Origin of the sequence: Pseudomonas sp. zfem001 (genome assembly GCF_032621725.1) — a bacterium.
Lineage (GTDB): Bacteria > Pseudomonadota > Gammaproteobacteria > Pseudomonadales > Pseudomonadaceae > Aquipseudomonas > Aquipseudomonas sediminis.
The window spans coordinates 574,911-600,105 of record NZ_JAVYJI010000001.1 but is presented as its reverse complement, the minus strand read 5'-3'; the positions used below and the strand labels follow the sequence as shown (position 1 = coordinate 600,105).

Below are 25,195 nucleotides of genomic sequence, written 5' to 3'. Positions count from 1 at the left end.
AGGCAAAAATAGGCGAAGAAGCGCAGTTTACGAGTTGTAAATGAGCATTCTGAGCCTGTTTTTAACGCAGCATGGCCGAGCGTAGTAGTTTTCACAGCCGTCTGAGATGGCGCTTTCGTCGCTTCAAGCAGTCATCGACGCCGTGCTAGGGTGCGCCACGATTTCTGATCGAGGCCTCTCATGCCTACTTCCTTTCTACGCCGACTGAGCCTGGTATTCGGCCTCAGCCTGCTCGCCAGCACCGCCCAGGCGGAGAATTGGCCGCAAGCCGATTGGCAGAGCCAACCCGCACCACCGTCCACCGCCATCGCCGAGCTGGAGGCCTATGCTTTTGCTCCGCGCGACGATGCCGAGCGCAAGGGCGTGCGCACCGATGCGTTGTTGGTGATCCGCGATGGGCAGATCGTCTACGAACGTTACGCCGAGCCGACCACCGCGCAGACGCCGCACCTCTCCTGGTCGATGGCCAAGAGCCTGCTCGCCACCACCCTTGGCGTGGCCTATGGCGAGGGCCGCTTCAAGCTCGATGCGCCAGTGGCGCAGTACTACCCACCGATGGCGGACCACCCGCAGATCAAGATCGGCCACCTGCTCAACTGGGCCTCGGGTCTGGCCTGGCAGGAGGACTACGAGTACGCACCGCTTAAATCCTCGGTGGTGGCCATGCTCTATACACGGGGGCGCGACGATATGGCCGCGTTCACTGCTGCGCATGAGGCCGACGCCGCGCCGGGAACGCGCTTTCGTTATTCCAGCGGCGACAGCAACCTGCTGGCTGCCGCGTTGCGCGGCATGGTCGGCGAGCAGGCTTACGCCGACTATCCCTGGACGGCATTGTTCGAGCCGCTGGGTATCAGCAGCGCGACCTGGGAGCGCGATGCCAGCGGCACCTTCATCGCCTCGTCCTACGCTTACATGACCGCGCGTGACCTGGCTCGTGTCGGCCTGCTGATGCAGCGCGACGGCCGTTGGGGCGAGCGTCAGCTGCTGCCAGCGGCCTGGATCGATTTCGTTGCCACGCCCTTTGCCGGTTACCAGGTGCAGCTGGGCAAGCCGGGCGATGCGGTACCCGGTGGGCACTGGTGGCTCAACGCCGAACTGCCGGGCAGCGCGCGGCCCTGGCCGGATGCGCCGGCCGACACAATTGCCGCACTCGGGCACTGGGGGCAGGGGCTGTATGTGATGCCGCAGGAGAACCTGGTGGTGGTGCGTTACGCCGATGACCGCGACGGCAGCTTCCAGCACAACGAACTGCTCAAACGCGTGCGTGCGGCCTTCGCCGCGGAGGTGCAGCCATGATCCGTCGCCACCCGATTCTCAGCGTGCTGGCGCTGCTGCTGATTTTGCTGCTGGCCTGGGCCTGGCCGAACCGCGTTTACCTGCAGGCGTTTCCGGACATCATCAGCGCCTACACGGCCAAGGAGTACTGCTCCTGCCGTTACGTCAGCGGCAACCCGGCAGCCTACTGCGAAGGTTATGTCGCGCAGTACGTGCCGATCAGCCGCCTGCTGGATGACGACAGCGCCAAGCGTGTGACCGCCAGCGGCCTTGGCCGTACCCACAGCGCTGCCTGGCTGGGGCAGCGCCAAGGCTGCCAGTTGTTGCCGAGCAAGTAGGGCGGGTGAAACCCGCCGCCTCGGAAACGGCGGGTTGCACCCGCCCTACGGTGCTGTGGGCGCCGGGCTTTGCAAGCCTCGCCATGGCGACTATCGTTGCCGCCTGGTCATGCCGTTTTCGAGTTCTCATGCGCCGTTCGCTTTTCGCCCTGCTGCTTGCTGCTGCCTTGCCCGTTCATGCCGATTGGTACCTGGACAACGAGTCCTCACGGCTGTCGTTCATTTCCACTCACTCTGGCAGTCAGTCGGAGGTGCATCGCTTCCTCACCCTGCACGGGCAGATCGCTGCTGATGGGCGTGCGCGCCTGCGGGTGGATCTGGATTCTGTAAGCACCGGTATCGCGCTGCGCGATGAGCGCTTGCGCAGCCTGCTGTTCAATACCTCGCGCCTGCCCGAGGCGCGCATCAGCGCTCAGGTCAACCTGCCACAACTCACCGACCTGGCGCCCGGCGCGCAGCTGGAACTGCGCCTGCCGCTGCAACTGACCCTCAACGAGCACAGCCGCGAGCTGGACAGCGAGCTACTGGTGACTCGCCTGGATGATCGACGCTTTCAGGTGGTGACACTGGCTCCGCTGGTGTTGCACGCCGAAGACTTCGCCCTGGCCAGTGGCGTCGAGGCGCTGCGCAAGGTCGCCGACCTGCCGGCCATCAGCCTTTCGGTGCCGGTGGGCGCCGTGCTGATCTTCACGGCGCGTTGAGCGTGCACAAGCGCGGCCGCATCTTTCCCTGGCAGGGCGGCAATCGCTTCGAATTGCTGCTGGACGGGCCGGCGTTCTTCCCACGCATGCTGGCGGCCATCGAGGGCGCCAGCCAGCAAGTGGAGATCGAGCTTTACCTGATCGAGGACGGCCGCTGCAGTGAGCGCCTGGTCGATGCCCTGTGCCGGGCGGCCGAGCGCGGTGTGGCGGTGCGCGGCCTGTTCGATGCCTATGGTGCGGCGGGGCTGGGTGCTGCGCTGCGTGAGCGGATGGCGGCCGCGGGCGTGCAGCTGCGCTGGTACAACCCGGTGCGCTGGCGGCGTGGCATCCGCAATTTTCACCGCGACCACCGCAAGCTGCTGCTGGTGGACCAACGCCTGGCTTACGTCGGCGGCACCGGTTCTACCGACGAGTTCTGGCTGCCAGACGAGCCCCGCAGCCCCTGGCACGAAGTCATGGTGGAAATGGAAGGGCCGCTGGTGGGCGACTGGCAGCAGTTGTTCGAGCAACTCTGGCTGGCGCGCTTTTCCTGGCGCCCTAGCCATCAGCCGGCTGCGCTGAGCCTGCCCGAATGCCCGCCAGCAGGGATTGGTCTAGGGCGTGTGGCCTATGCCGACGCGGCGCAGCACCGCGACATCCTGCTGTCGCTGCTACGTGCCTTGCGCGGGGCCAAGCAGCGGGTCTGGCTGGCCACACCGTACTTCCTGCCGACCTGGAAAATCCGTCGTGCCCTGCGCCGCGCCGCGGCCCGTGGCGTCGAAGTGCGCTTGTTGCTGGCTGGGCGCCACACTGACCATCCTCCAGTGCGTTTTGCTGGCCAGCGCTACTACCCCAAGTTGCTCAGGGCTGGGGTGCGTATCTTCGAATACCAGCCGCGGTTTCTGCACCTGAAGATGGTGCTGGTGGACGACTGGGTCAGCGTTGGCTCGTGCAACTTCGACCACTGGAACCTGCGCTTCAACCTCGACGCCAACGTCGAGGCGCTCGACCCGGACTTTACCCAGGCGGTAACGGCCAGCTTCATCGAGGACTTTGGCGTCAGCCGCGAAATCACCCTCGACGACTGGCGTCAGCGCCCCTGGTGGCGCCGTGCGCAACAGCGGTTGTGGGGCTGGCTGGATCGGCTGGCGGTGAATCTGTTGGATCGCTGGCGTTAGGCTGCGGATGCTTGCCGTCTCGTCAAGTAGTGCTTAAGGTGCCGTGCCAACATGATGGTTCTCGGCGACTTTGACCGAGCCCTACACCATAAGGACTGTGGTATGTGCGCTATGCGCTTTCCCGCTGACGGGCGTTTCCCGTCTCCTCGATCGTTACCGATGCATCGTTCCGAACCTCATGAAGAGCAGAGTTGGTGGAGGTCCGAATGCCTTCACTGATCCTCCTCAACAAGCTGACAATTTTCCTGCTCTATCTTGCTGCGCTGCTGTTCGTAGGGGGTGTCAGCCTGGCCCTGTTCGTCAGCCCCGGCCATGTTCCCCAAGTCCTGGCCGCTTCACTTCTAACGGTGATTGTCACTATCCCGGTTTCACTGTTCTGTCTGGTCAGTGCCTGTAAAAAAGGCTGCATCAGCCACAGTTACGTCGTGTTTTCCGTGCTGATCTCGTTTTTGATCGCCGGGCTCGGTTGGGTCGTCATCCCCTTTGCATTGAGGCGGGACCTGCGGGATCACCTGAACGGATCACCTGTCACTGATTAGCTTGGCTGACACCCTGTTTCAGCCGGACCTGGAACCCTCAATATAAGGATTTATTGTAGTGAGAGAGAGATTCGAACCCGTACTGGAGTCGGCCACCACCGTAGATGAGGAGCCAGATTACTACCGGGTCAGTGAGACTGCATTGAGCCTTGACGAGCCGGCTTACTCGCCTCTGCCGAGACTCTTCGACTTCTCCGGACGCCTTTCCCTGTCGCGCTACTGGCTGTTCCACGTGCCCTTCGTCTTCGTCATACCGACTGCGTTGATCACTTTCCTCGTGTTGGGGCTCCGGCATCAGCTGGTGGTTATGGGAATCGTCCTGGCTGTGGTGCTGGTGGTCTCGTGGCTGCTGTTCTGCTCTTTGCTGATGCGTCGTGCACGGGATCTGGGCTGGAGCCCGATATGGGGTGTGATTGCCGCGCTGCTGCCGGCGCTGGGAACCGTGGTTCTTCTGCTGTTGGTTGTGCTGCCTGGACGGGAGCGCAGCAACCGTTTCGGTCCGCCGAATCCGCCTATGAGCCGTATTGCCAAGCTGCTGCTTGGCTTGCTGGTACTGGGTGCATTCGCGGCGGCGTTTCTGCTGGCGCTCTATCTGCCGCAATACCTGCCGACCACGCTGCTCGGCGAGCTCAGTGTCTTTGCCGAGGCGCCGGAAACGGTGGCGCCCTGAAGCCATTTTTGCTCGGGTGTGCACCGGCAGTCCGATCCACACCCGGCATGGCCTTACACGAATAGTTCCCCACCTGCCTGATGGCTCGTCATTCAGCAAGCTGAGGTCGGCCCGTACGCGCCCGTGTCAGGGCGTGATTCATCCTTTCGGGCGACAGGTGAAATCCCTCCTTGGTGCGCTTATCCGAGGTGTGGTCGCTGCGTAGGGTTTCCTGCAGTTGCACCCCACTTCAGGAGACCCGCATGACAAGAACAACAGGGCCCGGACTATTCCAGCCGCACACCTTGGCTTTGGCCGTCGCCGTCGGTTTCGCCGCCCCGGCGCAGGCCGTCAATTTCAATATCGGTGAGATCGAAGGGCAGTTCGACAGCTCGCTGTCGGTCGGTGCCAGTTGGTCGATGCGCAGTCCGGATCGCGATCTGATCGGCCCTAACAACGGTGGACAGGGCCAGGCGCAGACTGGCGATGACGGCCGCTTGAACTTCAAGAAGGGCGAGACCTTCTCGAAGATCTTCAAGGGCATCCATGACCTCGAACTGAAGTACCGCGATACCGGCGTCTTCGTGCGCGGCAAGTACTGGTACGACTTCGAGTTGAAGGACGAGGGCCGCCGCTTCAAGGACATCGACGACCATAACCGCAAGGAGGGCGCCAAGTCCTCGGGGGCGGAAATCCTCGATGCCTTCGTCTACCACAACTACGCCATCGGCGATCTGCCCGGCACGGTACGGGCCGGCAAGCAGGTGGTGAGCTGGGGCGAGAGCACCTTCATCGGCAACAGCATCAACTCGATCAACCCCATCGACGTGGCCGCCTTCCGCCGCCCGGGGGCGGAGATCAAGGAAGGGTTGATTCCGGTGAACATGCTCTACCTGTCGCAGAGCCTGACCGACCGCCTGAGCATGGAGGCCTTCTACCAGTTGGAGTGGGACCAGACCATCATCGACAACTGCGGCACCTTCTTCTCCACCGCCGATGTGGCCGCAGACGGCTGCGACAGCGGCTATCACATCGGCTCGCCGGCCATCGCGCCGCTGCAGCCGGTGGCTGCAGCGTTCGGTCAGGGTTTTCGGGTCGACAGCGAAGGGGTGATCCTGCCGCGTGCCGGTGATCGCGATGCGCGTGACAGCGGTCAGTGGGGCCTGGCCCTGCGTTGGCTGGGCGATGAGACCGAGTACGGCCTGTACTTCATGAACTACCACAGCCGTACGCCCATCGTCAGCACGCAGAACGCCGGGCAGGCGACTCTGAATGCGCTGCCGGGGATCATCGGCACCGCCAACGGGATCGTGCCGGGCAGTGGCGCTGGTCTGGCGCAGAGCGTGATGCTCGGTAACGGTCGTTACTTCCTCGACTACCCCGAGGATATCCGCCTCTACGGCGCGAGCTTCTCCACCACGCTGCCTACCGGCACCGCGTGGAGCGGCGAGATCAGCTACCGGCCGAACCTGCCGCTGCAGATCAATACCACCGACATGACCCTGAGCTTGCTCAACCCTATCGCGCCGGGCACCGCGCCGGTCACCGCTGGGCCGGGTCAGGACAACGTCGGCTACCGGCGCAAGGAAGTGACCCAGGTGCAAACCACCTTCACCCACTTCTTTGATCAGGTCATGGGCGCCGGGCGCTTCACCCTGGTGGGCGAGATCGGCATGGCCCATGTCGGTGGGTTGGAAAGTCGTGAAGACCTGCGCTACGGCCGTGATTCGCTGTTCGGTGCCTACGGCTTCCGCGGCGATACCCATGGCTTCGTCACCAGCACCTCCTGGGGTTACCGCGTTCGCGGTATCTGGGAGTACAGCAACGTGTTCGCCGGGGTGAACCTCAAGCCGAACGTGTCCTGGTCGCATGACGTGGACGGCTACGGTCCCAACGGCCTGTTCAACGAGGGTGCCAAGGCGGTGAGCTTCGGCATCGATGCCGACTACCGCAACACCTATACCGCCAGCCTGTCGTACACCGACTTCTTTGGTGGTGAGTACAACACCGCGGTCGACCGCGACTTCCTGGCGCTCAGCTTCGGCGTGAGCTTCTAGGCCATCAGGACCAGTTGAGGAATGCAGATGAATACAACCCTGAAGATGCTCGGCGCGCTGTCCCTGAGCCTGCTGGCCGGTAGCGTGCTGGCGGCGGTCAGCGAGCAGGAAGCAGCCAAGCTCGGTAACAGCCTGACCCCTCTGGGTGCGGAGATGGCCGGTAACAATGCTGGCACCATTCCGGCCTGGACCGGCGGCCTGGCCATTGATGCCGGGCAGGTCGACGCCCGCGGCTTTCTGAGTGACCCCTATGCCGGCGAGCAGCCGCTGTTCACCATCACCGCGCAAAACCTGGATCAGTACCGCGACCAGCTCACACCCGGCCAGTTGGCGATGTTCAAGCGCTATCCGGAAAGCTACCGCATGCCGGTCTACCCGACCCATCGCAGCTCGGCTGTGCCGGAGCGGATCTACGAGGCTGCCAGACGCAGCGCGCTGAATACCGGGCTGGTGGAGGGAGGCAACGGCCTGACCAATTTCAATGACAGCCGCTACTACGCTTTCCCGATCCCGCAGAACGGCCTGGAGGTGGTATGGAACCACATCACCCGTTATCGCGGTGGCAACCTCAAGCGCAGCATCGTCCAGGCGTCGCCGCAGACCAATGGCGCCTACACCCTGGTGAACTTCGAGGACGAGGTCGCCTTCCCCGACAACGTTCCGGATATCGACCCGGCGAAGGCGGAGAACACCCTGCTGCTGTTCAAGCAGCGGGTCACTGCGCCGTCGCGTCTGGCCGGCAACGTGCTGCTGGTGCACGACTCGCTCGACCAGGTGCGCGAACCGCGCATGGCGTGGATCTACAACGCCGGCCAACGCCGTGTGCGCCGTGCGCCGCAGGTGGCGTACGACGGTCCGGGTACCGCCGCCGACGGCCTGCGCACCACCGACAACTTCGACATGTTCAGCGGTGCGCCGGATCGTTACGACTGGAAGCTGGTGGGCAAGCGTGAGGCGTTCATTCCCTACAACAACTTCCGTCTGGCCTCGCCGCAGGTGAAGTACAGCGACATCCTCAAGGCAGGCCATATCAATCAGGATCTGGCGCGCTACGAGCTGCACCGGGTCTGGGAGGTGGAAGCCACGCTGAAGAGCGGTGAGCGCAACATCTACGCCAAGCGGCGCTTCTTCGTCGACGAGGACTCCTGGCAGATCGCTCTGTCCGAGCATTACGACGGCCGTGGTCAGCTCTGGCGTGTGGGTGAGGCGCTGTTGTTCCAGCAGTACGACAAGCAGGTGCCGGTGTACGCGCTGGAAGCCCTCTACGACGTAATCGCTGGCCGCTACATCGCCATCGGCATGGCCAACGAGGAGCGCACCGCGGTGCAGTACGGCACCCAGGCTTCGGCCAAGGACTTCACCCCGGCCGCGCTGCGTAACGCCGGCGTTCGCTGACCCGGCAGCAGTCTGAACAAGCCGGTGGCGCCCTGCGTGCCACCGGCTTTTTTCTGCCTGCTTCTCTCACGTGAATCTCACGCCATAAGCGTCAAGGGATGGTCGTGAGCGGTGAGCGGGGTACCATCACCGGGTGGTTCAACAATGACAAGCAGAGAGAACCGCTGCCATGCCGACCCTCGCCATCGCCCGTCCGAGTGCGCTGCAGGTGCAACCAGCCGATCTACCACGGCTGCCACCGTGCGTCGTTTCCCGTCCCGTCCTGCTGCAGCGTCTGCTCGCCAGCGAGTCGCGTCTGCGCCTGCTGTGCGCGCCTGCCGGAACCGGCAAGAGCGTGCTGCTCGGCCAGTGCGCGCGGCACACGCCTGCTGCCGTCGAGCGGGTCTGGCTCGATCTCGCGGGATGCAGCCTGACGCCAGCGCAGTTGTGCAAGCGACTGGCGGTTGTCTTGCAACTGCCGAACGATGATGCCAACGAAGCAGGGCTGATCGAGCGGTTGCACGAGCGCGCGGGGCGCTTGTGGGTCTTTATCGATGACTACCCGCGGCAGGCCGACGAGGCGCTCGATGCCTGTCTCGACCGCCTGTTCGCCGCGGCGCCGGCTCAGGTCACCTGGTGGGTCGCCAGCCGTCGAACGCCAGCCTGGAACCTTCCACGTCTGCTGCTTCAGGGTGATCTGCTTGAGCTCAAGGGCGAAGAGCTGGCGTTGGATGAATCGGCGCTGAGCGAGCTTCTCGCCGCGCTGCGGATCGAGCTGGCCGATGATCTCCGGCAGACCTTGCTCGCACACAGCGAGGGTTGGCTGGCGGCGATTCGTCTACTGCTGCTCGATGCCGACGAGGGCGCGCTGCGCCAGCGTTTGCAGGATGGTTGTCCGATGCTGCGCGATTATGTGCAGCGTGAGGTACTGGCCGATCTGGATGAGGAGCTGCGCAGCGATCTGCATGCACTGGCCTTGCTGCCGCGTTTCTCCCTGTCGCTCTGTAAGCACCTGCTGGAGGGGCGTGCTGCCGAGCTGTTGAGTGAGCTGCAGCGGCGTCAGCTGTTCGTGCGCAGTCTCGACAGCAGCGGCACCTGGTTCCGGATGTGGCGACCGCTGGCCGAAGTACTGCGGCGCTTGCCGGGGGCACCGGCGCCGGCTCCGATCCATGTGCGGGCCTGCCAGTGGTTCGCTCGGCATGGCGACATCCGTGAGGCGGTCGAGCATGCCTTGCAGGCGGGTCAGGTCGAGGTCGCAGTCAACTATCTGCAGCGCTTCGATCAGGAGCAGTTGCTCCAGGGCCATTCGGTAGCGCAACTGCTGCAATGGCGCGAGGAACTGCCGGACTGGTTGTTCGCCAGCTCGCCGCGTCTGATCGTGCTGCAGGCCTGGGCGCTGATCATCTGCGCCCGATTCGACGAGGCCAGTGCCTGCATCAAGGGGTTGGCGAATTTCATGCCGCAACCCGATGCGCGGCGCCAGCGCAAGTTGATCGCCCATTGGCAGGCACTGACGGGCGTGCTGGCGCGTCAGTGCGGGCGGCGCGATGCCCGCTTGCACTGCCAGGAAGCGCTGCAGATGCTGGATGAGGGCAGCTGGTCGCAACGTGTGCTCTGTTATCAGGCGCTGGCTCAGCAGCATATGGCCGAGCACGCCCTGGATCAGGCCAAGCAGGCGCTGGATCAGGGCCTGCGCCTGGCACGACTGCATGGCAGTTTGATTTTCGAAGCCCTGATCAATACCGATCACTGCCTGCTGCTGCAAATGCGTGGCGAGGCTGGGCGCGCTGCGGAGCTCGCCGAACAGTCGCTGGGACTGCTGCGCGAAGGCTTCAGCCATAGCCCGGTGGTTGCCCGTCTACTGCTGGTGCGGGCCAGCCTGCTGGCGCGCCAGGGCCTCGACGAAGCGGCGCAGCAGGCCTATCGCCTGGGGCTGCAGGAAGCCGAGCACTGCGAGGATGCCTACATCATTTCCGGCTACCTGGGGATGCTGGAACTGGCCGAGAGCCGTGGCGATCTCGACGAGGCGCACCAGTGGTTGCAGAAGGCCGAGCGGGTGATGCAATGGTCGCATGTGCCGGAGGTACGTTACCGCTGCGTGTTGCAACTGCAGGCGGGGCGCTTGCTGCTGCGTCAGGGGCAGACGGGGCGTGCGCGGGAGTTGTTCGCCCAGACGCTGCAGCAGTTGCAGCAGCGCCAGCAACTGGCGCCTTCCGAGTTCTATGATCTGCTGCCGCGCTTGCGCCACTGCCTGGCCATCAGTGACCTGCTGCTCGGCCACCATGCGGCTGCCGAGCATGCATTGCGTCTGTTGCTGGATGAAAGCCAGCTCGCCGGACATCGCAGCCTGGCCTGTGAATGCCGGGTCAGCCTGGCTGAAGCGCTGCTGGTACAGGGCCAGGTGGAACAGGCCGATGGCCTGTTGCAGCAAGTCATCGGCGAGGCACGGCAACTGCGCCTGCTACGGCCTTTGCAGGATTTGCAGCAGCGTCAGGCGCAATGGCTCGAACGCCTGCTGCCGGGGGAGGCCGGGCAGAGCCTGCATCAGCGGCTGTTCGAGCCGGCACCGCGGTTGGATGAACCCGCCAGTGCCGGTACCGCGCTGCTCAGCTCGCGTGAGCTGGCAGTGCTGCAGTTGATTGCGCAGGGCTGTTCCAATCAGGAAATTGCCGATCACCTGTTCATCTCGCTGCATACGGTCAAGACCCATGCGCGGCGGATCAACGTCAAGCTCGGTGTGCAAAGACGCACCCAGGCCGTGGCCATGGCCAAGGCACAGGGGCTGATGGGAGATTGAGCGGGCGTGGCCGCTTGGGGGATGCCCGCTCTTTCAGGAGGCGAGCTCTGTGGGCCGCCGCTGCTGGGCTGAAGCGGATTGCCGCCCGGCCCACCCTACAGATTGAAGCTCACCCCAGGGTGGGTTGGCTGCATGAGAGTGGTGCAGGCCAGCCCGTAGGGTGGGCTTTAGCCCACCTGAGTTGGTCAGCGTGGACCGAAGCGGATCCCCGCCCAGCCCACCCTGCAAGGCCTAGCTGCCTGGTCAGCCGAGGAAGTAGAACGCGCCGCAGATCACCACGCCCGAGTACAGCAGCATGATCAGGCAGTAGCCCATGATGTCGCGGGCGCCGAGGCCGACGATGCCAAGCAGCGGCAGCGCCCAGAACGGCTGGATCATGTTGGTCCAGGCGTCGCCCCAGGCAATTGCCATGGCGGTGACGGTCGGCGAAACACCCAGAGCCTGGGCGGCTGGCAGCATGATCGGGCCTTGCACGGCCCACTGGCCGCCACCGGACGGGACGAACACGTTGACCACGCCAGCGCTGAGGAAGGCCAGCAACGGGAAGGTGTCGGCCGAGGACCAGGAAATGAACGCCTCGGTGATCTGCCGGCCGAGGGAGATGCCATCGGCGTTGGCGCCCATCATCATGCCCATTATCCCCGCGTAGAAGGGGAACAGCAGGACGATGCCGCCGATGCCGCGCACGCTCTCGTCCACCGCGCGCATATAGCGCTCCGGGGTGCCGTGCATCAGCAGGCCGCTGAACAGGAAGATGGCGATGACCACGTCCAGGCCAAGCACGAAACCCTTGGTGGCGAAGTGGTTGAACAGGTAGATACCAGCCATGGCCACCAGTGCCAGGCCGAGGATGCGGCTGTCATCCAGGCGCTGCGCCGGGGTTTCACGGGCCGGCAGTTCCGCTTGCGACTCTACCAGTTTGGCTGGGTCGGCAACCTTGGCGCCCTGACGCGGGTGCATGGCGCGGTTGAGCAGCGGCAGGCCGATCACCAACAATGCGACAATGGTCAGGTTGAGGGTGCTGAACAGGGTTTCGGTGATGCTTACCGGGTCGGTCAGTACGCCTGCAGTGATGCGCGCCAGATCCGGGCCGCCGGTGGCCAGGGAGAGCGGCACCGAGCCGGCCAGGCCGCCGTGCCAGACCAGGAAGCCTGAGTAGGCCGACGCCACCAGCAGCGGATAGTCGACGCCATCGACCTTGCGCGCCAGGGCGCGGGCGAACACCGCGCCGATCACCAGGCCAAAACCCCAGTTGACCCAGCAGCCGACCAGCGCCACCAGGGTGACCATGATGATTGCCTGACCGGGGGTGCGGGCCATACCGGCCAGGCGGTCGAGTTGGCGGTTGATGATTGGTGCGCTGGCCAGTGCATGGCCGGTGACGAAGATCAGTGACATCTGCATGGCGAAACCGAGCAGTGTCCAGAATCCGCCGCTCCAGTGCTGCACCATGGCCGGCAACGATTGGCCGGTGGAGAGGATACCAGCCAGTAGAACTCCCAACGTCAGGAGCGCAGAGAACACGAAGGGTGAGGGCAGGTACTTCTGTACCAGGCTCACGCTCATGCGGGTGAGGGTGTTGAACATGGGAAACGCCTCTTTCTTATGGTTGTGTAAGGGCTAACCGGGCATTCAGAGTTGGCTATGCCTGGGTGTTGCGGTGGATATGACAAAGCTCGGCCGAGGCCGAGCTGGTGGTGTAGCCCGGATGAAATCCGGGAGGTCCATGTCAGGTTTCCCTGGATTGCGTCCAGGCATACCTCTTTATAAATCGTCGCGGCTAAAGCCCCTCCCACAGGAGCCGGGCGGGCAGTGTGGGAGGCGCTTCAGCGGCCATTGTCTGGCGCTCAGGCGCGCTCGATAGCCAGCGCCACGCCCTGTCCGCCACCGATGCACAGGGTCGCCAGGCCTTTCTTGGCATCGCGGCGGATCATCTCGTGCAGCAGGCTGACCAGCACGCGGCAGCCCGAGGCGCCGATGGGGTGGCCGAGGGCGATGGCGCCGCCGTTGACGTTGACCTTGTCAGCGTCCCAACCCAGCTCCTGACCGACCGACAGCGCCTGGGCGGCGAAGGCCTCGTTGGCTTCGATCAGATCCAGGTCGGCCAGGCTCCAGCCGGCCTTGTCCAGGCAACGGCGGGTAGCCGATACCGGGGCGATGCCCATGATCGCCGGATCGACACCGGCATTGGCATAGCCAGCGATCTTCGCCAGTACCGGCAGACCCAGCGCCTGCGCTTTGGCCGCGCTCATCAGCAGCACGGCAGCGGCACCGTCGTTGAGGCTGGAGGCGTTGCCGGCGGTGACGCTGCCGTCCTTCTTGAATGCGGGTTTGAGCTTGGCCAGGGATTCGGCGGTGGTGCCGGCGCGTGGCTGCTCGTCACGGGCGAAGGCGACTGGGTCGCCCTTGCGCTGCGGGATCAGCACTGGAGTGATTTCAGCGTCGAAGCGACCGGCCTCGATGGCCGCCACGGCCTTTTGTTGCGATGCAGCGGCAAAGGCGTCCTGGGCTTCACGGCTGACGCCGTATTTGTCCACCAGATTCTCGGCGGTGATGCCCATGTGGTAGTCGTTGAAGGCATCCCACAGACCGTCGACGATCATGCTGTCGAGCATCTGTGCGTGACCCATGCGCAGACCGGTGCGGGCTTTGGGCAGCACGTAGGGCGCCAGGCTCATGTTCTCCATGCCGCCGGCGATGATCACCTCGGCGTCGCCGCAGCGAATGGCCTGGGTCGCCAGGTGCAGGGCTTTCAGGCCCGAGCCGCAGACCTTGTTCAGGGTCATGGCCGGTACGGCGTGGGGCAGGCCGGCGCGGATGGCGGCCTGGCGTGCGGGGTTCTGGCCGCTGCCTGCGGTAAGCACCTGGCCGAGGATCACTTCATCGACCTGGGCAGCGTCGAGGCCGGTCTGCTCCAGCAGGCGCTTGATGACGATGGCGCCGAGTTCCGGCGCGGGAATATCGGCCAGGCTGCCCTGGAAGCTGCCGATGGCGGTGCGGGTGGCGGCAACGATGACGACGTCTTGCATGGGAAATCCTCTGGGTGCGGTAGGACGGAACGCTTCGCGGATGAATCCGCTCCTACAGGGAGTGCAGCAGATAACACCAAATAAAAACACCCCGCAAAACGCCAGGCGTGGTGGCGTTCTGCAGGGCGGTAGACAACCTAGAACTGCATTTCCGGCACGTGCTCGGGGACGATCAGCTTACCGGCGGTCTTGGCGACGATTTCCTCGACGCTAACGCCCGGTGCACGCTCGCGCAGGACGAAGGCGTTGTTCTCGATCTCCAGGTAGGCCAGGTCGGTCAGCACCTTGCGAATGCAACCGCTGCCGGTCAGTGGCAGGCTGCAACGCTCGAGCAGTTTGGACTCGCCATCCTTGGACGCGTGGGTCATGGTGACGATGATGTTGTCGGCGCCGGCCACCAGGTCCATGGCGCCGCCCATGCCTTTGACCAGCTTGCCGGGGATCATCCAGGACGCGATGTTGCCGTGTACGTCCACCTCGAAGGCGCCGAGCACGGTCAGATCGACATGGCCGCCACGGATCATGGCGAAGGATTGCGACGAGTCGAAGATGGCCGCGCCCTTGATCGCGGTGACGGTCTGCTTGCCGGCGTTGATCATGTCGGCGTCCACTTCGTCCTCAGTGGGGAAGGCGCCCATGCCGAGCAGGCCGTTCTCCGACTGCAGCATCACCTGCATGCCCTCGGGCACGTAGTTGGCCACCAGGGTGGGGATGCCGATGCCGAGGTTGACGTAGAAGCCGTCCTGCAATTCGCGGGCGACGCGCTGGGCCATTTGTTCACGGGTAAGAGCCATGGTCTTTCTCCTCAGGCGCGCAGCGTGCGTTTTTCGATGCGTTTCTCGAAGCTGCCGCAGATCAGCCGGTCGACGTAGATGCCGGGGGTGTGAATCTGCGTCGGGTCGAGTTCACCGGGCTCGACGATCTCTTCGACCTCGACCACGGTGATGCGCCCGGCGGTGGCGACCACCGGGTTGAAGTTCTGCGCGGTGTGGCGGTAGACCACGTTGCCGAAATGGTCGGCCTTCCAGCCTTTGACGATGGCGAAGTCGCCGGTGATGGCCGGTTCGAGGATGTAGTGGCGGCCATTGATCTCGCGCGCTTCCTTGCCTTCGGCGACCGGGGTACCGTAGCCGGTGGCGGTGAAGAACGCGGGGATGCCGGCGCCGCCAGCGCGCAGCTTCTCGGCCAGGGTGCCTTGCGGGGTCAGTTCGACTTCCAGCTCGCCGGACAGCAGTTGCTGCTCGAACAGGGCGTTCTCGCCGACGTAGGAGGCGATCATCTTGCGGATCTGCCGGTCTTCCAGCAGCACGCCGAGGCCGAAACCGTCGACGCCGCAGTTGTTGGACACCACGGTCAGATCGCGCACGCCACGGCGGCGGATCTCGGCGATCAGGTTCTCGGGGATGCCACACAGGCCGAAACCGCCGGCCAGCACGGTCATGCCGTCCTGCAGGCCGTCCAGGGCTTCTGCATAGCTGCCGACGCGTTTGTCGAGTCCGCTCATTAGAGGCTGCCTCTTTTGTTGTTATCTGGGGTGAGACCAAGCTTCTGCGCTATGGGCTTATTTGTTAAGTTTGTTTTTCCTCTCGATTGATCAGGTAAGTAAATCAATGACCGTCAAGCAGCTACGCGCCTTTCTCGCCGTGGCGCAGAGCCTGAGCTTCGCCCAGGCCTGCGAGCGCCTGCATCTTTCGCAGCCAGCACTGAGCCTGGCGATCAAGAACCTGGAGCAATCACTCGGCGGTCAATTGCTGGTGCGCACCACCCGCAGCGTGGCGCTGACGCCGGAAGGCGAGACGCTGCTGCCGATTGCCGTACGCCTGCTGGCCGACTGGGACAACGCCGAGGACCTGCTGCGTCAGCACTTCACGCTGCAGATGGGCAAGGTGGCGGTAGCGGCCATGCCGTCGTTCGCCGGCAACCGTCTGCCGGCGGCGCTGCGCGCCTTCCGCGATGCCTACCCACGAGTCAACGTGGCGGTGCACGACGTGATCAACGAACAGGTGATGGAGATGGTGCGCGACGGTCGCGTCGAGCTGGGCATCGCCTTCGAACCAACGACACTCGATGGTTTGCAGTTCACACCCCTATACGAGGACCGTTTCGTCGCCGTGGTGCCGGTCTCCAGCGAGTTGGCCGAGCAGTCCGCGCTGACCTGGGCACAGTTGCTGGAACAACCCTTCATCACCCTGCAGCGGCCCTCGGCGGTGCGTTTGCTGCTGGAAGACAGCGTGACCGCCAGCCACGGCAAGCTGCCGGTGGCGTTCGAGAGCCATCAATTGGTCACGGTCGGGCGCATGGTCGCCGAGGGGCTCGGCGTCAGCGCCGTGCCGCAGCTGTGCCGGCAACAGATGGAAGAACTCGGCGCGCGCTGCCTGCCGTTGAGCGAGCCGCAGGTGTCGCGCCGCATCGGCTTGCTGCACCAGGCTAGGCATCAGCTGTCCAGCGCGGCGCAGGCGTTGAGTGAGACCTTGTTGAGACAGGAGCAGTGATGTCAATCACCCAATAGTTCCAACAGTCGCTCACCGAACACCTCGGGCCGGCCTTCGAACAGGCGCTGCAACGGCTGTCCATCCGCCAGATAGCGGTAGAGCCGCTGGCGCTCGCTGAAGTCTCCGGCCAGGCGTGCGGCAGCGCTGATGTAGTCCTCGACGCTATCGGCGATCAGCCACTCGGGCAGGCCAGCGCGGCGCAGCAGCCCTTCATCGATATGTTCGAACACTTCAGCACCGGTCTTGCACACCCCCGGCAGGCCGACGGTCAACGCATCGATGAGGCCGTTGGTATTGCCGAACGGAAACGGGCTGAGGAACAGGTCGCAGCGGCTGAAGGCGCCCAGGTACTGCGGGTAGGGCTGGTGTGGGTAGATTCGCGCATCGGGCAGATAACGTCGGATCAGGCGCTGCAGCTGCGGGAAGAGCAGGCCCTGCGCCTGGCCGATGAGAAAGTGAAAACGCACCTGCTTGCCGTACTGACCTTGGGTGAGCTGGGCGATCTGCTGGCAGGCCTGCAGAAAACGCGGGTTGAGCTTCATGGTGGTGGCGGCGATGGCGATTGCAACTTCGTTGCCGTCGCAACGCTTGGGCAGTGAAAGCTCCACGGGGATGGCCGAGGGGCGGTAGGGCTGGCCGTCGCTGGGTAGCAGAAGCAGTTTCTCGTCGAAACAGGCCGGATCACCGACGAAATCCTTTTCGACGCTGATGTAGTCGATATGCTTTGAACCGGTGGTCGCCGGATGCCCCAGTGCTGCGACCTGCAAGGGCGCCAGGCGCAGGTTGGCGAGAAACAGGGTGAGCGGGAACATGCCCACGCTGGGCATGTACAGCACCTGCGGTTGCAGCTCGGCGGCCAGCTCACGCACCTGGCGTACGCAGGCCAGTAGATCGTTCGGTGCGCTCAGCTCGGTGAACGCGTCGAACACGGCGCGTCCCAAATCGTCGACATTGCTGGCATAGCCCACGGCATGCAGGTCGAAGTGCTGCCGAGCGGCTTCGAGCGTTCTGGAGTGGGTGCGGTAGATCGAATGGCCACCGGAGAACCACTCCAGTACCACCAGCATCTTGCGTTTACCGATGGTAGGGCGAGGTGCGGTCATCGGTAGCGAGTCGATGCCGTTGTTCGCCAGTTTGCGTTCGACCAAGCGGCAGATGGAGCGCTTGATGCGATGGCGCTGCGGCAGGTCGGCGTAACTGCAGTGCATGTAGACGTCATGGATGATCGCCACCGGCAACTGATCCAGGCTGTCGAGGCTGTCCAGTCGTTCCGGCAGCCAGGCCAGCAGCGCCTCACGCTTGGAGTGCGCGGCGGGCGTGCCGAGAAAGCGCGGCGACAGCAGCGCCATGCACAGCGCCACGGTCAGGTTGCGGTTCTGTTGCCAGAGCAGTTCCACGTCCAGCGGCAGCTGCGACTCGGACGAATAGAGCACGCAGAACTTCACCAGCTCCGTCGGCGCCACTTCGAACCGGCCGTCTTCACCGCCATACAGGTTGAGCGCACGCAGGATATGGTCGGCGTTGACGAAGGCACTGGCGGCGAACAGCGAGGACAGCCAGCGCTGGAAGTTGATTAGTTGATCGAAACCGGTGGGGCTGATCTGGAAGCCGGGGTCGGAAAACAGCGTGGTGATCGCGCTGGTGATGCGGGTCAGTACATGGGCTTCGAGATCCGCCGCGGAAATCGCCGGCGATACCGAGAGCACGAACTGGCCGGATAGCTTGCCGTAGTGGCGGTCGATGATCAGCAGCAGGCGAATCAGCTCGCGTGCGGCCGCCTCGTGCTGGCGCGAGTAGCAGAGCTGCTCGAAGTGTTCGAGGGAAAACTTCTCGTCGGTCATGGCCTGGCCTTGTTGCGTCTGGGCGGGCGCGACGTGGGTGGCGTCGCGCCGCGCCTTTTCAGTTTTCGCTGGGTGCCGCTGCCTGCAACTGCGACAGATCCAGATCGATCAGGTCGATACGCGGCGCCAGCGGTGTCTGCCGGTAGTCAGGATACAGAACCTGGCTCCAGGCGCTGCCGGCGATCTGCTGCTGCAGGTGACTGCGCGTCGCCTCGCCATCGCTGCCGAGGATACTGGCGTTGATCAGCCCGCCGAGACGATAGACCACCGCGCCACTGCCGCTGGCACCGATGCTGGTGTTGTCGCTGCCGTTGGCGATGTAGGTGCCGCCAGGTGCCTGCGCATCGATGAGCAGGATGCCGTTTTGGACGCCGAGGCGGTTGTTGCCGCTGACGAAGTTCAGCGCCGTGCCGCCGCGGCTGAAGGCTTCCAGGGTCAGGTTGCCGCCAGCGCCGGTCAGCAGGCTGTTGCTGCCGCTGCTGGTACCGTTGAAGGTGATGCCGCTGGCGCCGTTCTCACCACGGCCGCTGACCTTGATATCGCCACTGGCCGAACTCACCGAGATGCTGTTCGAGCCGCTGCGTATGAACACCCCGCTGGCCTCGTTGCCGCCGTCAGTGCGACCGTTGAGGCTGATGTCACCGCTGTTGCTGGCGATGGTCACCGAGCTGCCATTGCTGGACGGGTAGAAATGGATGCCGTTGCCCGTTCGCGAATAGCCGTCGAGGCTGATCGAGCCGCTGCCGGTGGCACGCAATTCGGTTTGCCCGGTGAGCACGCTGAGGCCGTTGGCATTGTCGGCCTGGCCAGTGATGCTGAGTCTGCCGTTCTCCACGCTGAGCAGGTTGTTGCCGTTGCTGTAGAAGTCCACGCCATCGCCCGAGCCGGTCGAGCGGCCGATCAGGGTGACGTTGCCGTTGCCGGTGGTCTGGATGATGTTGGTCACGCTGAGCAGGGCGATGCCGTGATCCAGCTCGCTGGTGTCAGGCGAGTGGAAATGCCCGTCGAGCAGGATGTTGCCGCCCTGTGATGCGATGCGGTTGGTCGAGGCCTGTCCGCTACCGCCGAGAGCGATGGCGTCGGAGGTACCCACGCTGTCACCGCGCAGGGTGATGTCGCCGGTCTGCGTAGTGATACTGACGCCCTGCGAGGCGCCGCTGGAGTTGAGGAAGATGCCGTAGCCACCGAAGCTGCTGGTGCTGTTGCCGTTGATCTGGATGTCGCCGGAGGTGGTCGACAGTTCGATGGCCGCGCCGCTGCCGGAGGGCGCGAGGTCCACGCCCCGACCGGAGATGCTGTTGCCTTCCAGGGTCAGGTTGCCGCTCTGGGTGCCGACGCGGATCGCGGAGTTGCTGCCGCTGGCATCCAGGAACAATGCGCGGAACGAGCCGCTGCCGGTGTTGATCACGCTGTTGTCGGCGGCCAGGCGCACGTTGCCGGCAGTGCTGGTGATGTTGATGGCGCTACCACTGCCTGAGGTGATCAGGCCGAGCGAGGGCGTAGTGCCGCCGGAGCTGTTGCCTTCGACGGTGATGTCGCCATCGCTGAGCAGGTTGATCGAGGCGCCAGCACCGGTGACGTTGAGCACTGTGCCGTAGCTGCCGCCACTGTCACCGGCCAGCACGATCTTGCCCGAGTCACTGGCGGTCAGGTTGATCGCACCATCGCCTGCGGCTGCCAGATACAGCGCGCGGCCGCTCTGGCTGTTGGCCTTGACCGTCAGGGTGCCGCTGCCGACACCGATGTTCTGCGTCGAACCACTGCCGGTGGAGCAGATCAGCACGCCGAAGCCGGAGACGGCATTGCCACTGAGGGTGACGTTGCCCGAGCCGCTGGCGGCGATGGTATTGCTGGTGCTGAAGAGACGCGTGCCGTTGCCCGAACCCAGGTTGTCGGCGCTGATGTCGATGGAACCGGCACCTTCTGTCAGCAGGTTGCTGCCGCCATGCAGAATGAAGGCGTCACCCGTGCCGCTGCTGCTGGCCTGCACGGCGGTGATATTGATATCGCCGCCGCCGGCATCGATGGTGCTGGCGGAGATGTTCATCGCGGTAGCGCTGGAGCCGGCAGCGAGGCTGGCCGAGGTGGCGCCGCGAATGGTGACGTCGCCACCGTTGGTGTCGATCAGGCTGGAGCGAATGAACACCCCGGTGCCGCTGCTGACGTTGGTGCTGGCGAACGAGCCGCTCGGGTCGACCGCACCGCTGATGGTCAGGTCGCCACCGTTGGTGCGGATGGTGGCGTTGTTCAGCGCCACCGAGCCGTTGCCGCTGTTGTTGAAGTTGGACAGCAGCGACACGTTCAACGTGGCGCCATCTGCATGGGTAATGCTGGTGCCGGTCATGTTGACGTTACGGTGGGCGATCAGCGTCAGGCTGGCGTTGCCCTGCGCCTGGACGTTGTCCAGCACGTTGATGTCGCCGGAAGTGCCTGGGCCGGACGAGGTCTGCACGATGATGTTGGCACCCTCGCTCAGAGACGCATTGAGCGTGGCCGAGCTGAGGGTCGAGCTGCCGCCGGCGTTGGGGGTGAACGGGCTCTCGCTGGAGGTGCCGGAGCTGGCGCCGCTGGTGATATTGATGTTGTACGGGTCGAGCAGCCAGGTGCCGCCCTTGCCGGAAGCGGCGCTGAGGTTGACGCGGCCGGTGGCATCCAGGGCATGGGCTGAGGTTTCCACGAACCCGCCATTACCGCCTTCGCCACCGCCGATCACGCTGATATTGCCGTGGAACTGAGTGCTGTCGGTGGCCCAGAGAATGACCTTGCCGCCATCGCCACTATTGAGCGCGTCGGCCTCGATGCGCGCGTCCTTGCCCATATGGGTGGCGCTGGCGTGCTGCAACGGGCCGGTACCCTGGTAGTCGCCGCCGAGCAGCACGGTACCGCCGCCGGCATCGCCGCTCGCGTCGATAAGCGCATCGTCGAACAGGCCGACGTATTCGCCGGTCATGGTCACTTCGCCGCCGCGTTCGCCGGCATTGCGGCCGGAGACATCGAGCACGCCGCTGCTGGCCACCACGCCGCTGTCACCGCCGTCGAGGACGATACGGCCATTGCGTTGCTGCAGGCTGCTGGCCTCGATCACGCCTTCGTTGTTGACCACCTTGCTGAGCATGGCGTCGCTGGCGCGGGCGCTCATGATCACGGTGCCGCCGTTGGCTTGCAGCAGGCCCTGGTTGACCACGCTGGCATCGATGACGGCCTCGTCGACCTGCATGTTGATCAGGCCGTCGCCGTGGTAGTCGAGGGTGATCTTCTCGCCGCCGCCGAGCACCACCGAGCCCATCTTCGCGACCACGGTACCTTCGTTGCGTACCTGGGCGCCGAGCAGGGCGACCGTGCCGCCATCAGCCGCGCGGATGGTGCCCTGGTTTATCACCGCACCGCCTGCGCCCTTGCCATCGAACTGCATGCGCCCGGCCATGAAGTCGTTATCGGCGATGTCCAGGGCGCTGGCCACCAGGCCGCCGACGTTGACCGCGGCGCTGCTGCCGAACAGCACGCCGGTGGGGTTGATCAGGTAGACCTGACCGTTGGCATTGATCTGGCCCATGATCTGCGAGGCGTCGCTGGACAGCACGCGATTGAGTGCCACCGACGAGGCGCCCGGCTGGTGAAAATTCACCGTGGCATCACGGCCGACATTGAAGGTGTCCCAGGTGGCGATCAGCTTCTGGCTGTTCTGGTTCACATCCAGCACATTGCCGGACTGGCTGATGCTGCCGCTGCCTGCGGTGATCTGGCCGTTGCTGGGCAGGGCGTTGTTGTCCAGCGCCATGGCGTTCAGCGGCATCAGGCCGTGCATCACGCACAGCACGGCGTAGCTCAGCGGCTTGAGAGAAGGCTGTTGCGGACGACGGCCGCGACGGGCGTTTTTGTTGTTCACGGTCATCTCCTCAGAATGAATAGTTGAAGCCGGTGCCGATGGCGTTGATGGTGGTGCCGACGCCTGGCGAGTAGCCGCTGGCCGCGTAGGCGCCGGCCACGGCGAAGTTGTAGTTCGACAGCGAAGCATTCTTCAGCAGCACGTAGTGGGCGAACACCTCGGTGTTGCGGGTGAAACGATAGCCAACGCCCAGGGCGTACTGGCGTGCGCCCATGCCGCTGGTGTCGCACTCGATTCCACTGGCGGAGATCATCGAGCACTCGCCAGGCAGTGCGCGGGCATAGCTGGCGCGCAGGCGCCAGGCGCCGATGCGGTGGCTGACGCCAAGCATGTAGGCGCGACGGCGGTACTCGGAGAGGTCGCTGAAGCTGACGCTGTTGTTGATCACGTCGTCTTCCGAGTAGTAGAGCTCGTCGGCTACCAGCGACAGCTGGGTGTTGCCGAAGCGGTAACCCAGGCCGAAACGGAAACTGTAGTCGTTCGATGAGGTGCCTTCGGTGACGTGGGTGTTGCTGCCCACGCCGCGGGCATTGCGGCCCAGGTTGGCGATACCGAAGTAGTTGACGTGACGTTCGGCGGCGGCGACTGCGGTGAAACCGCCGTTCTTGTAGGTGACGCTACCACCGTAGATGTAGCCCCGGTCGACGTCTTCTGCTGCTCGCATGCCGTTGTTGGAGTAAGCCAGTTTCACCTGCAGGCCATGCCACTCCGGCGACCACCAGGCGACCACGCCGGACTGGCGACGGTTGAACGCGGCGTCGGAGTTGACGCTCTCGTCGGCTTGGCTGAGCGGGCCGGACACGTTGCTGGCCAGGCTGCTGTTGAAACCGGGCGAGCCGATGATGTTGTAGTAGGCCGCGCTGGTCTTGCCGAAGAACGGGTCGAGGCTGGTGGTGCTCTCCTTCAACGGCATGTCCCAGACGCCGTAGAGCAGGGTGCCGAAGCGATCATCATCGAGCGCTACGCCGGAGTTGCGCAGGCGTGTGTTGGGTGAGATCGACAGCGGGGCGCTGTCGTCGCCACTCAGGGTGTAGTTCACCGAGATGCCGTATTCCAGCTGCCACAGAAAACGCGTGTCGTCGTTGATCGGGATGCCAGCGTGGGCACCAATGTAGGAGACGTTGTCGCGAGCACGCCAGTAGCTGGACATGTTGCGGCCATTGGCCGTGGCCAGCTTGCTCTGGTCAGCTGGGGAGGCACGGGTGGAGTCACGACGGTCGATGTATTCCGGCACCAGGCCGAGCGATCCGTAGAGCACCAGTTCGGTGTTCTTGCTGCGGAAGTCCTCGCGACTGCCGACGTCCTTGGCCAGGCCGGCGAAAGCCTGCGGTGTACCGGTGACCGACAGCCAGAAGCGCTTGTTGTCGCGCTCGTCGCTGATCGGGTCGTCGCCTGGTGAGAAGGCCAGGCTGGCATTCATCACTAGGTCGCGGTGGTAGACGTTCAGGCCCACACCGTAGCCGTAGCGGGTCAGGTGATTCTCGCTGTCGTCCCAGGGATTCTTGTTCACCCGCACTCGGCCTCCATCGGCGAACAGGGTGGCTTCGGCAATGGCGCCATAATAGCGGCCGAGGTATTTGCGCAGCTCCAGGCGACCGAGCAGGCCTTCATCGCCTGCGGCTTCGCCGACCGGGTAGGCACGCACGCCGTTGGGGCCGCCGAGGCTGAATTTCTCCGAGGCATCGAGGTTCTTGTCCGCCCACTGGCCGCTGAGAGAGGCGAACAGCGAGTAGCCACCGCCCAGCTCCTGCAAGCGGCTGAATGCCAGATTGGCCTTGCGATAACGGCCGGCGGCATTGGCGGTCAGTTGGTCGAGGGCTTCATCGAGCGGGGTGTCCTTGTTCAGCTTGCCGATGCCATAGGCCAGGCTCCAGCGGTTGCTGCCGGCCCAGTCGTCACGCCAGTCGCCATAGAGCGTGGCGCTGCGGAATACGGCGGATTTCTTCACCGCGAAGGCGCCGGCTTCGTCCTCGAAATGACGATGCTCTTCGGCCAGGTTGAACGAGATATTGGCATCGCGGCTGCGCAGCAGCGAGCTGTCGAGAAACACCGAGGAAACGATGGCGGTGCCGCTGGCGTCAGCGGTCTTCAGGCTCTTGCCGATGGCGTATTCCATCTCCGCGTAGTTGGCGCCCAGGGTGACACCGCTGGCGCCCAGCGGCTGGCGGTAACCGAGGCCGCGAATCTCCAGGCCTTCGAAACTGTTCTGGCCATTGAAGAACAGGCTTTCGCCGAAGCCGAAGGCGTCGTTGAGGCTGACGTTACTGGTGACTCGGTTGGAGCCGGTGTAGTAGTTGCCGTGGTTGTCGAAGCTGACGCGGCCCGTCCAGGCGGTCATCTCGCTGAGCTTGAGGACGATGTCGGAGGCGCCAGGTTCGCGCGACGGTTGCAGCACGGCCCGAACCGAAACCCCGGCGATGTCGGACAGGCGCAGCAGCACGCGCTCCAGGTCGGCCTCGCGGATCACGCTGCCGCTGGGAATGGCGTCGATGAAGCGTTGCTGCATGCCAGGGCGCAGGCGCACATTGCTGTCGGCTTCGGCGCGCACGCTGCCGACGCGGCCTTCCTGCACGCCGATGGTGACCACACCATCGCTGATCTCCTGAGCGGGCAGATAGGCGCGGGCGACCAGATAGCCGCGACTGCGGTACAGCTCGGTGACGCGCGCAGCGGCCTCGCGCAGGCCGGCGAGATTCAGCTCTCGACCGGCATAGGGGGCAAGCTCCTGCTGCAGGCGCGATTCGCTGATCTCACGGTTACCGCTGAGTTTGAAGGCATTCACGCGAAAGGCGGCAGAGGCCTGTTCGGCCGGATTGGCGGCGGCCTGGCCACGGTCATCCTGGGCTTCGATGCGTACATTGCCGCGCGGCGCATCCTGAGCTCGTTCGGCCGGGCGCAGGATGTCGCGGTTGTTGTCGAACAGCGTACCGGCGGAGGGCAGGGGTTCGGCCTGAGCCTGGGCAGCGAGGATCGCCGCGGCCAGCAGGGTCAGATTGCGCGGGTGCAGCACCCGGCGTACCTGGGCGGAGGTGAAGGTCGAAGTCATGGCAAGCTCGT

17 protein-coding genes are annotated in these 25,195 nt (G+C 64.5%); 10 read left to right on the top strand and 7 right to left on the bottom strand.

Annotation, left to right across the window (positions count from 1 at the left end; genetic code table 11):
* The first annotated feature begins 180 nt into the window (after nt 1-180).
* The 9 genes from RTH74_RS02935 (at nt 181) to RTH74_RS02895 (ending at nt 10,890) form a co-directional block, all read left to right on the top strand.
* A complete protein-coding gene (locus tag RTH74_RS02935) occupies nt 181-1,299 on the top strand; it encodes a serine hydrolase (protein ID WP_316913689.1) in 1,119 nt (372 codons plus the stop codon).
* Entirely contained in the window at nt 1,296-1,616 is a 321-nt protein-coding gene (locus tag RTH74_RS02930; protein WP_179528447.1) for an amidase, read from the top strand. Before RTH74_RS02935 ends, RTH74_RS02930 begins: the two co-directional genes overlap by 4 nt.
* A 128-nt stretch (nt 1,617-1,744) precedes the next feature.
* On the top strand, nt 1,745-2,317 hold the full coding sequence (locus tag RTH74_RS02925) for a YceI family protein (RefSeq protein ID WP_316913688.1): 573 nt from the start codon (nt 1,745-1,747) through the stop codon (nt 2,315-2,317).
* A 2-nt stretch (nt 2,318-2,319) separates the two neighbouring features.
* Nucleotides 2,320-3,474, top strand: coding sequence for a phosphatidylserine/phosphatidylglycerophosphate/cardiolipin synthase family protein (locus RTH74_RS02920; protein ID WP_316913687.1), 1,155 nt, complete (start codon nt 2,320-2,322; stop codon nt 3,472-3,474).
* Between the two features lie 206 nt (nt 3,475-3,680).
* Nucleotides 3,681-4,013, top strand: a complete 333-nt coding sequence (locus RTH74_RS02915) for a hypothetical protein (RefSeq protein ID WP_316913686.1) — start codon at nt 3,681-3,683, stop codon at nt 4,011-4,013.
* Nucleotides 4,014-4,155: 142 nt separating this feature from the next.
* The gene (locus RTH74_RS02910) at nt 4,156-4,683 is read left to right on the top strand and encodes a DUF805 domain-containing protein (RefSeq protein ID WP_316913685.1); all 528 of its coding nucleotides are present in this window, start codon (nt 4,156-4,158) and stop codon (nt 4,681-4,683) included.
* Between the two features lie 242 nt (nt 4,684-4,925).
* A complete protein-coding gene (locus RTH74_RS02905; protein ID WP_316913684.1) occupies nt 4,926-6,719 on the top strand; it encodes a DUF1302 domain-containing protein in 1,794 nt (597 codons plus the stop codon).
* 27 nt (nt 6,720-6,746) lie between these two features.
* Nucleotides 6,747-8,114, top strand: coding sequence for a DUF1329 domain-containing protein (locus tag RTH74_RS02900; protein WP_256672480.1), 1,368 nt, complete (start codon nt 6,747-6,749; stop codon nt 8,112-8,114).
* Nucleotides 8,115-8,283: 169 nt separating this feature from the next.
* Nucleotides 8,284-10,890, top strand: a complete 2,607-nt coding sequence (locus tag RTH74_RS02895; RefSeq protein ID WP_316913683.1) for a LuxR C-terminal-related transcriptional regulator — start codon at nt 8,284-8,286, stop codon at nt 10,888-10,890.
* A gap of 243 nt (nt 10,891-11,133) precedes the next feature.
* Here RTH74_RS02895 and RTH74_RS02890 read toward each other — a convergent pair whose 3' ends face one another.
* The 4 genes from RTH74_RS02890 to RTH74_RS02875 form a co-directional block, all read right to left on the bottom strand.
* Nucleotides 11,134-12,477, bottom strand: coding sequence for a short-chain fatty acid transporter (locus tag RTH74_RS02890; protein WP_099522293.1), 1,344 nt, complete (start codon nt 12,475-12,477; stop codon nt 11,134-11,136).
* Nucleotides 12,478-12,737: 260 nt separating this feature from the next.
* Nucleotides 12,738-13,919, bottom strand: coding sequence for an acetyl-CoA C-acetyltransferase (locus RTH74_RS02885; protein ID WP_013714328.1), 1,182 nt, complete (start codon nt 13,917-13,919; stop codon nt 12,738-12,740).
* Between the two features lie 137 nt (nt 13,920-14,056).
* Entirely contained in the window at nt 14,057-14,713 is a 657-nt protein-coding gene (locus RTH74_RS02880) for a CoA transferase subunit B (RefSeq protein WP_099522291.1), read from the bottom strand.
* Nucleotides 14,714-14,724: 11 nt separating this feature from the next.
* Nucleotides 14,725-15,423, bottom strand: coding sequence for a CoA transferase subunit A (locus RTH74_RS02875; RefSeq protein WP_074859308.1), 699 nt, complete (start codon nt 15,421-15,423; stop codon nt 14,725-14,727).
* A gap of 106 nt (nt 15,424-15,529) precedes the next feature.
* Here RTH74_RS02875 and RTH74_RS02870 point away from each other — a divergent pair, with 106 nt between their 5' ends.
* The gene (locus RTH74_RS02870; protein ID WP_316913682.1) at nt 15,530-16,411 is read left to right on the top strand and encodes a LysR family transcriptional regulator; all 882 of its coding nucleotides are present in this window, start codon (nt 15,530-15,532) and stop codon (nt 16,409-16,411) included.
* Between the two features lie 2 nt (nt 16,412-16,413).
* Here the strand turns inward: RTH74_RS02870 and RTH74_RS02865 are convergent, their stop codons facing one another.
* The 3 genes from RTH74_RS02865 to RTH74_RS02855 are packed head-to-tail and all read right to left on the bottom strand — an operon-like array spanning nt 16,414 to nt 25,184.
* On the bottom strand, nt 16,414-18,252 hold the full coding sequence (locus RTH74_RS02865; RefSeq protein WP_316913681.1) for a peptide transporter: 1,839 nt from the start codon (nt 18,250-18,252) through the stop codon (nt 16,414-16,416).
* A gap of 58 nt (nt 18,253-18,310) precedes the next feature.
* Nucleotides 18,311-22,138 carry a filamentous hemagglutinin N-terminal domain-containing protein gene (locus tag RTH74_RS02860; protein WP_316913680.1) on the bottom strand — a complete coding sequence of 1,276 codons (3,828 nt, stop codon included), beginning with the start codon at nt 22,136-22,138 and terminating at the stop codon, nt 18,311-18,313.
* A 10-nt stretch (nt 22,139-22,148) separates the two neighbouring features.
* Nucleotides 22,149-25,184: a ShlB/FhaC/HecB family hemolysin secretion/activation protein gene (locus RTH74_RS02855; RefSeq protein ID WP_316913679.1), complete on the bottom strand. Its 3,036-nt coding sequence runs from the start codon at nt 25,182-25,184 to the stop codon at nt 22,149-22,151.
* Between the last annotated feature and the right edge of the window lie 11 nt (nt 25,185-25,195).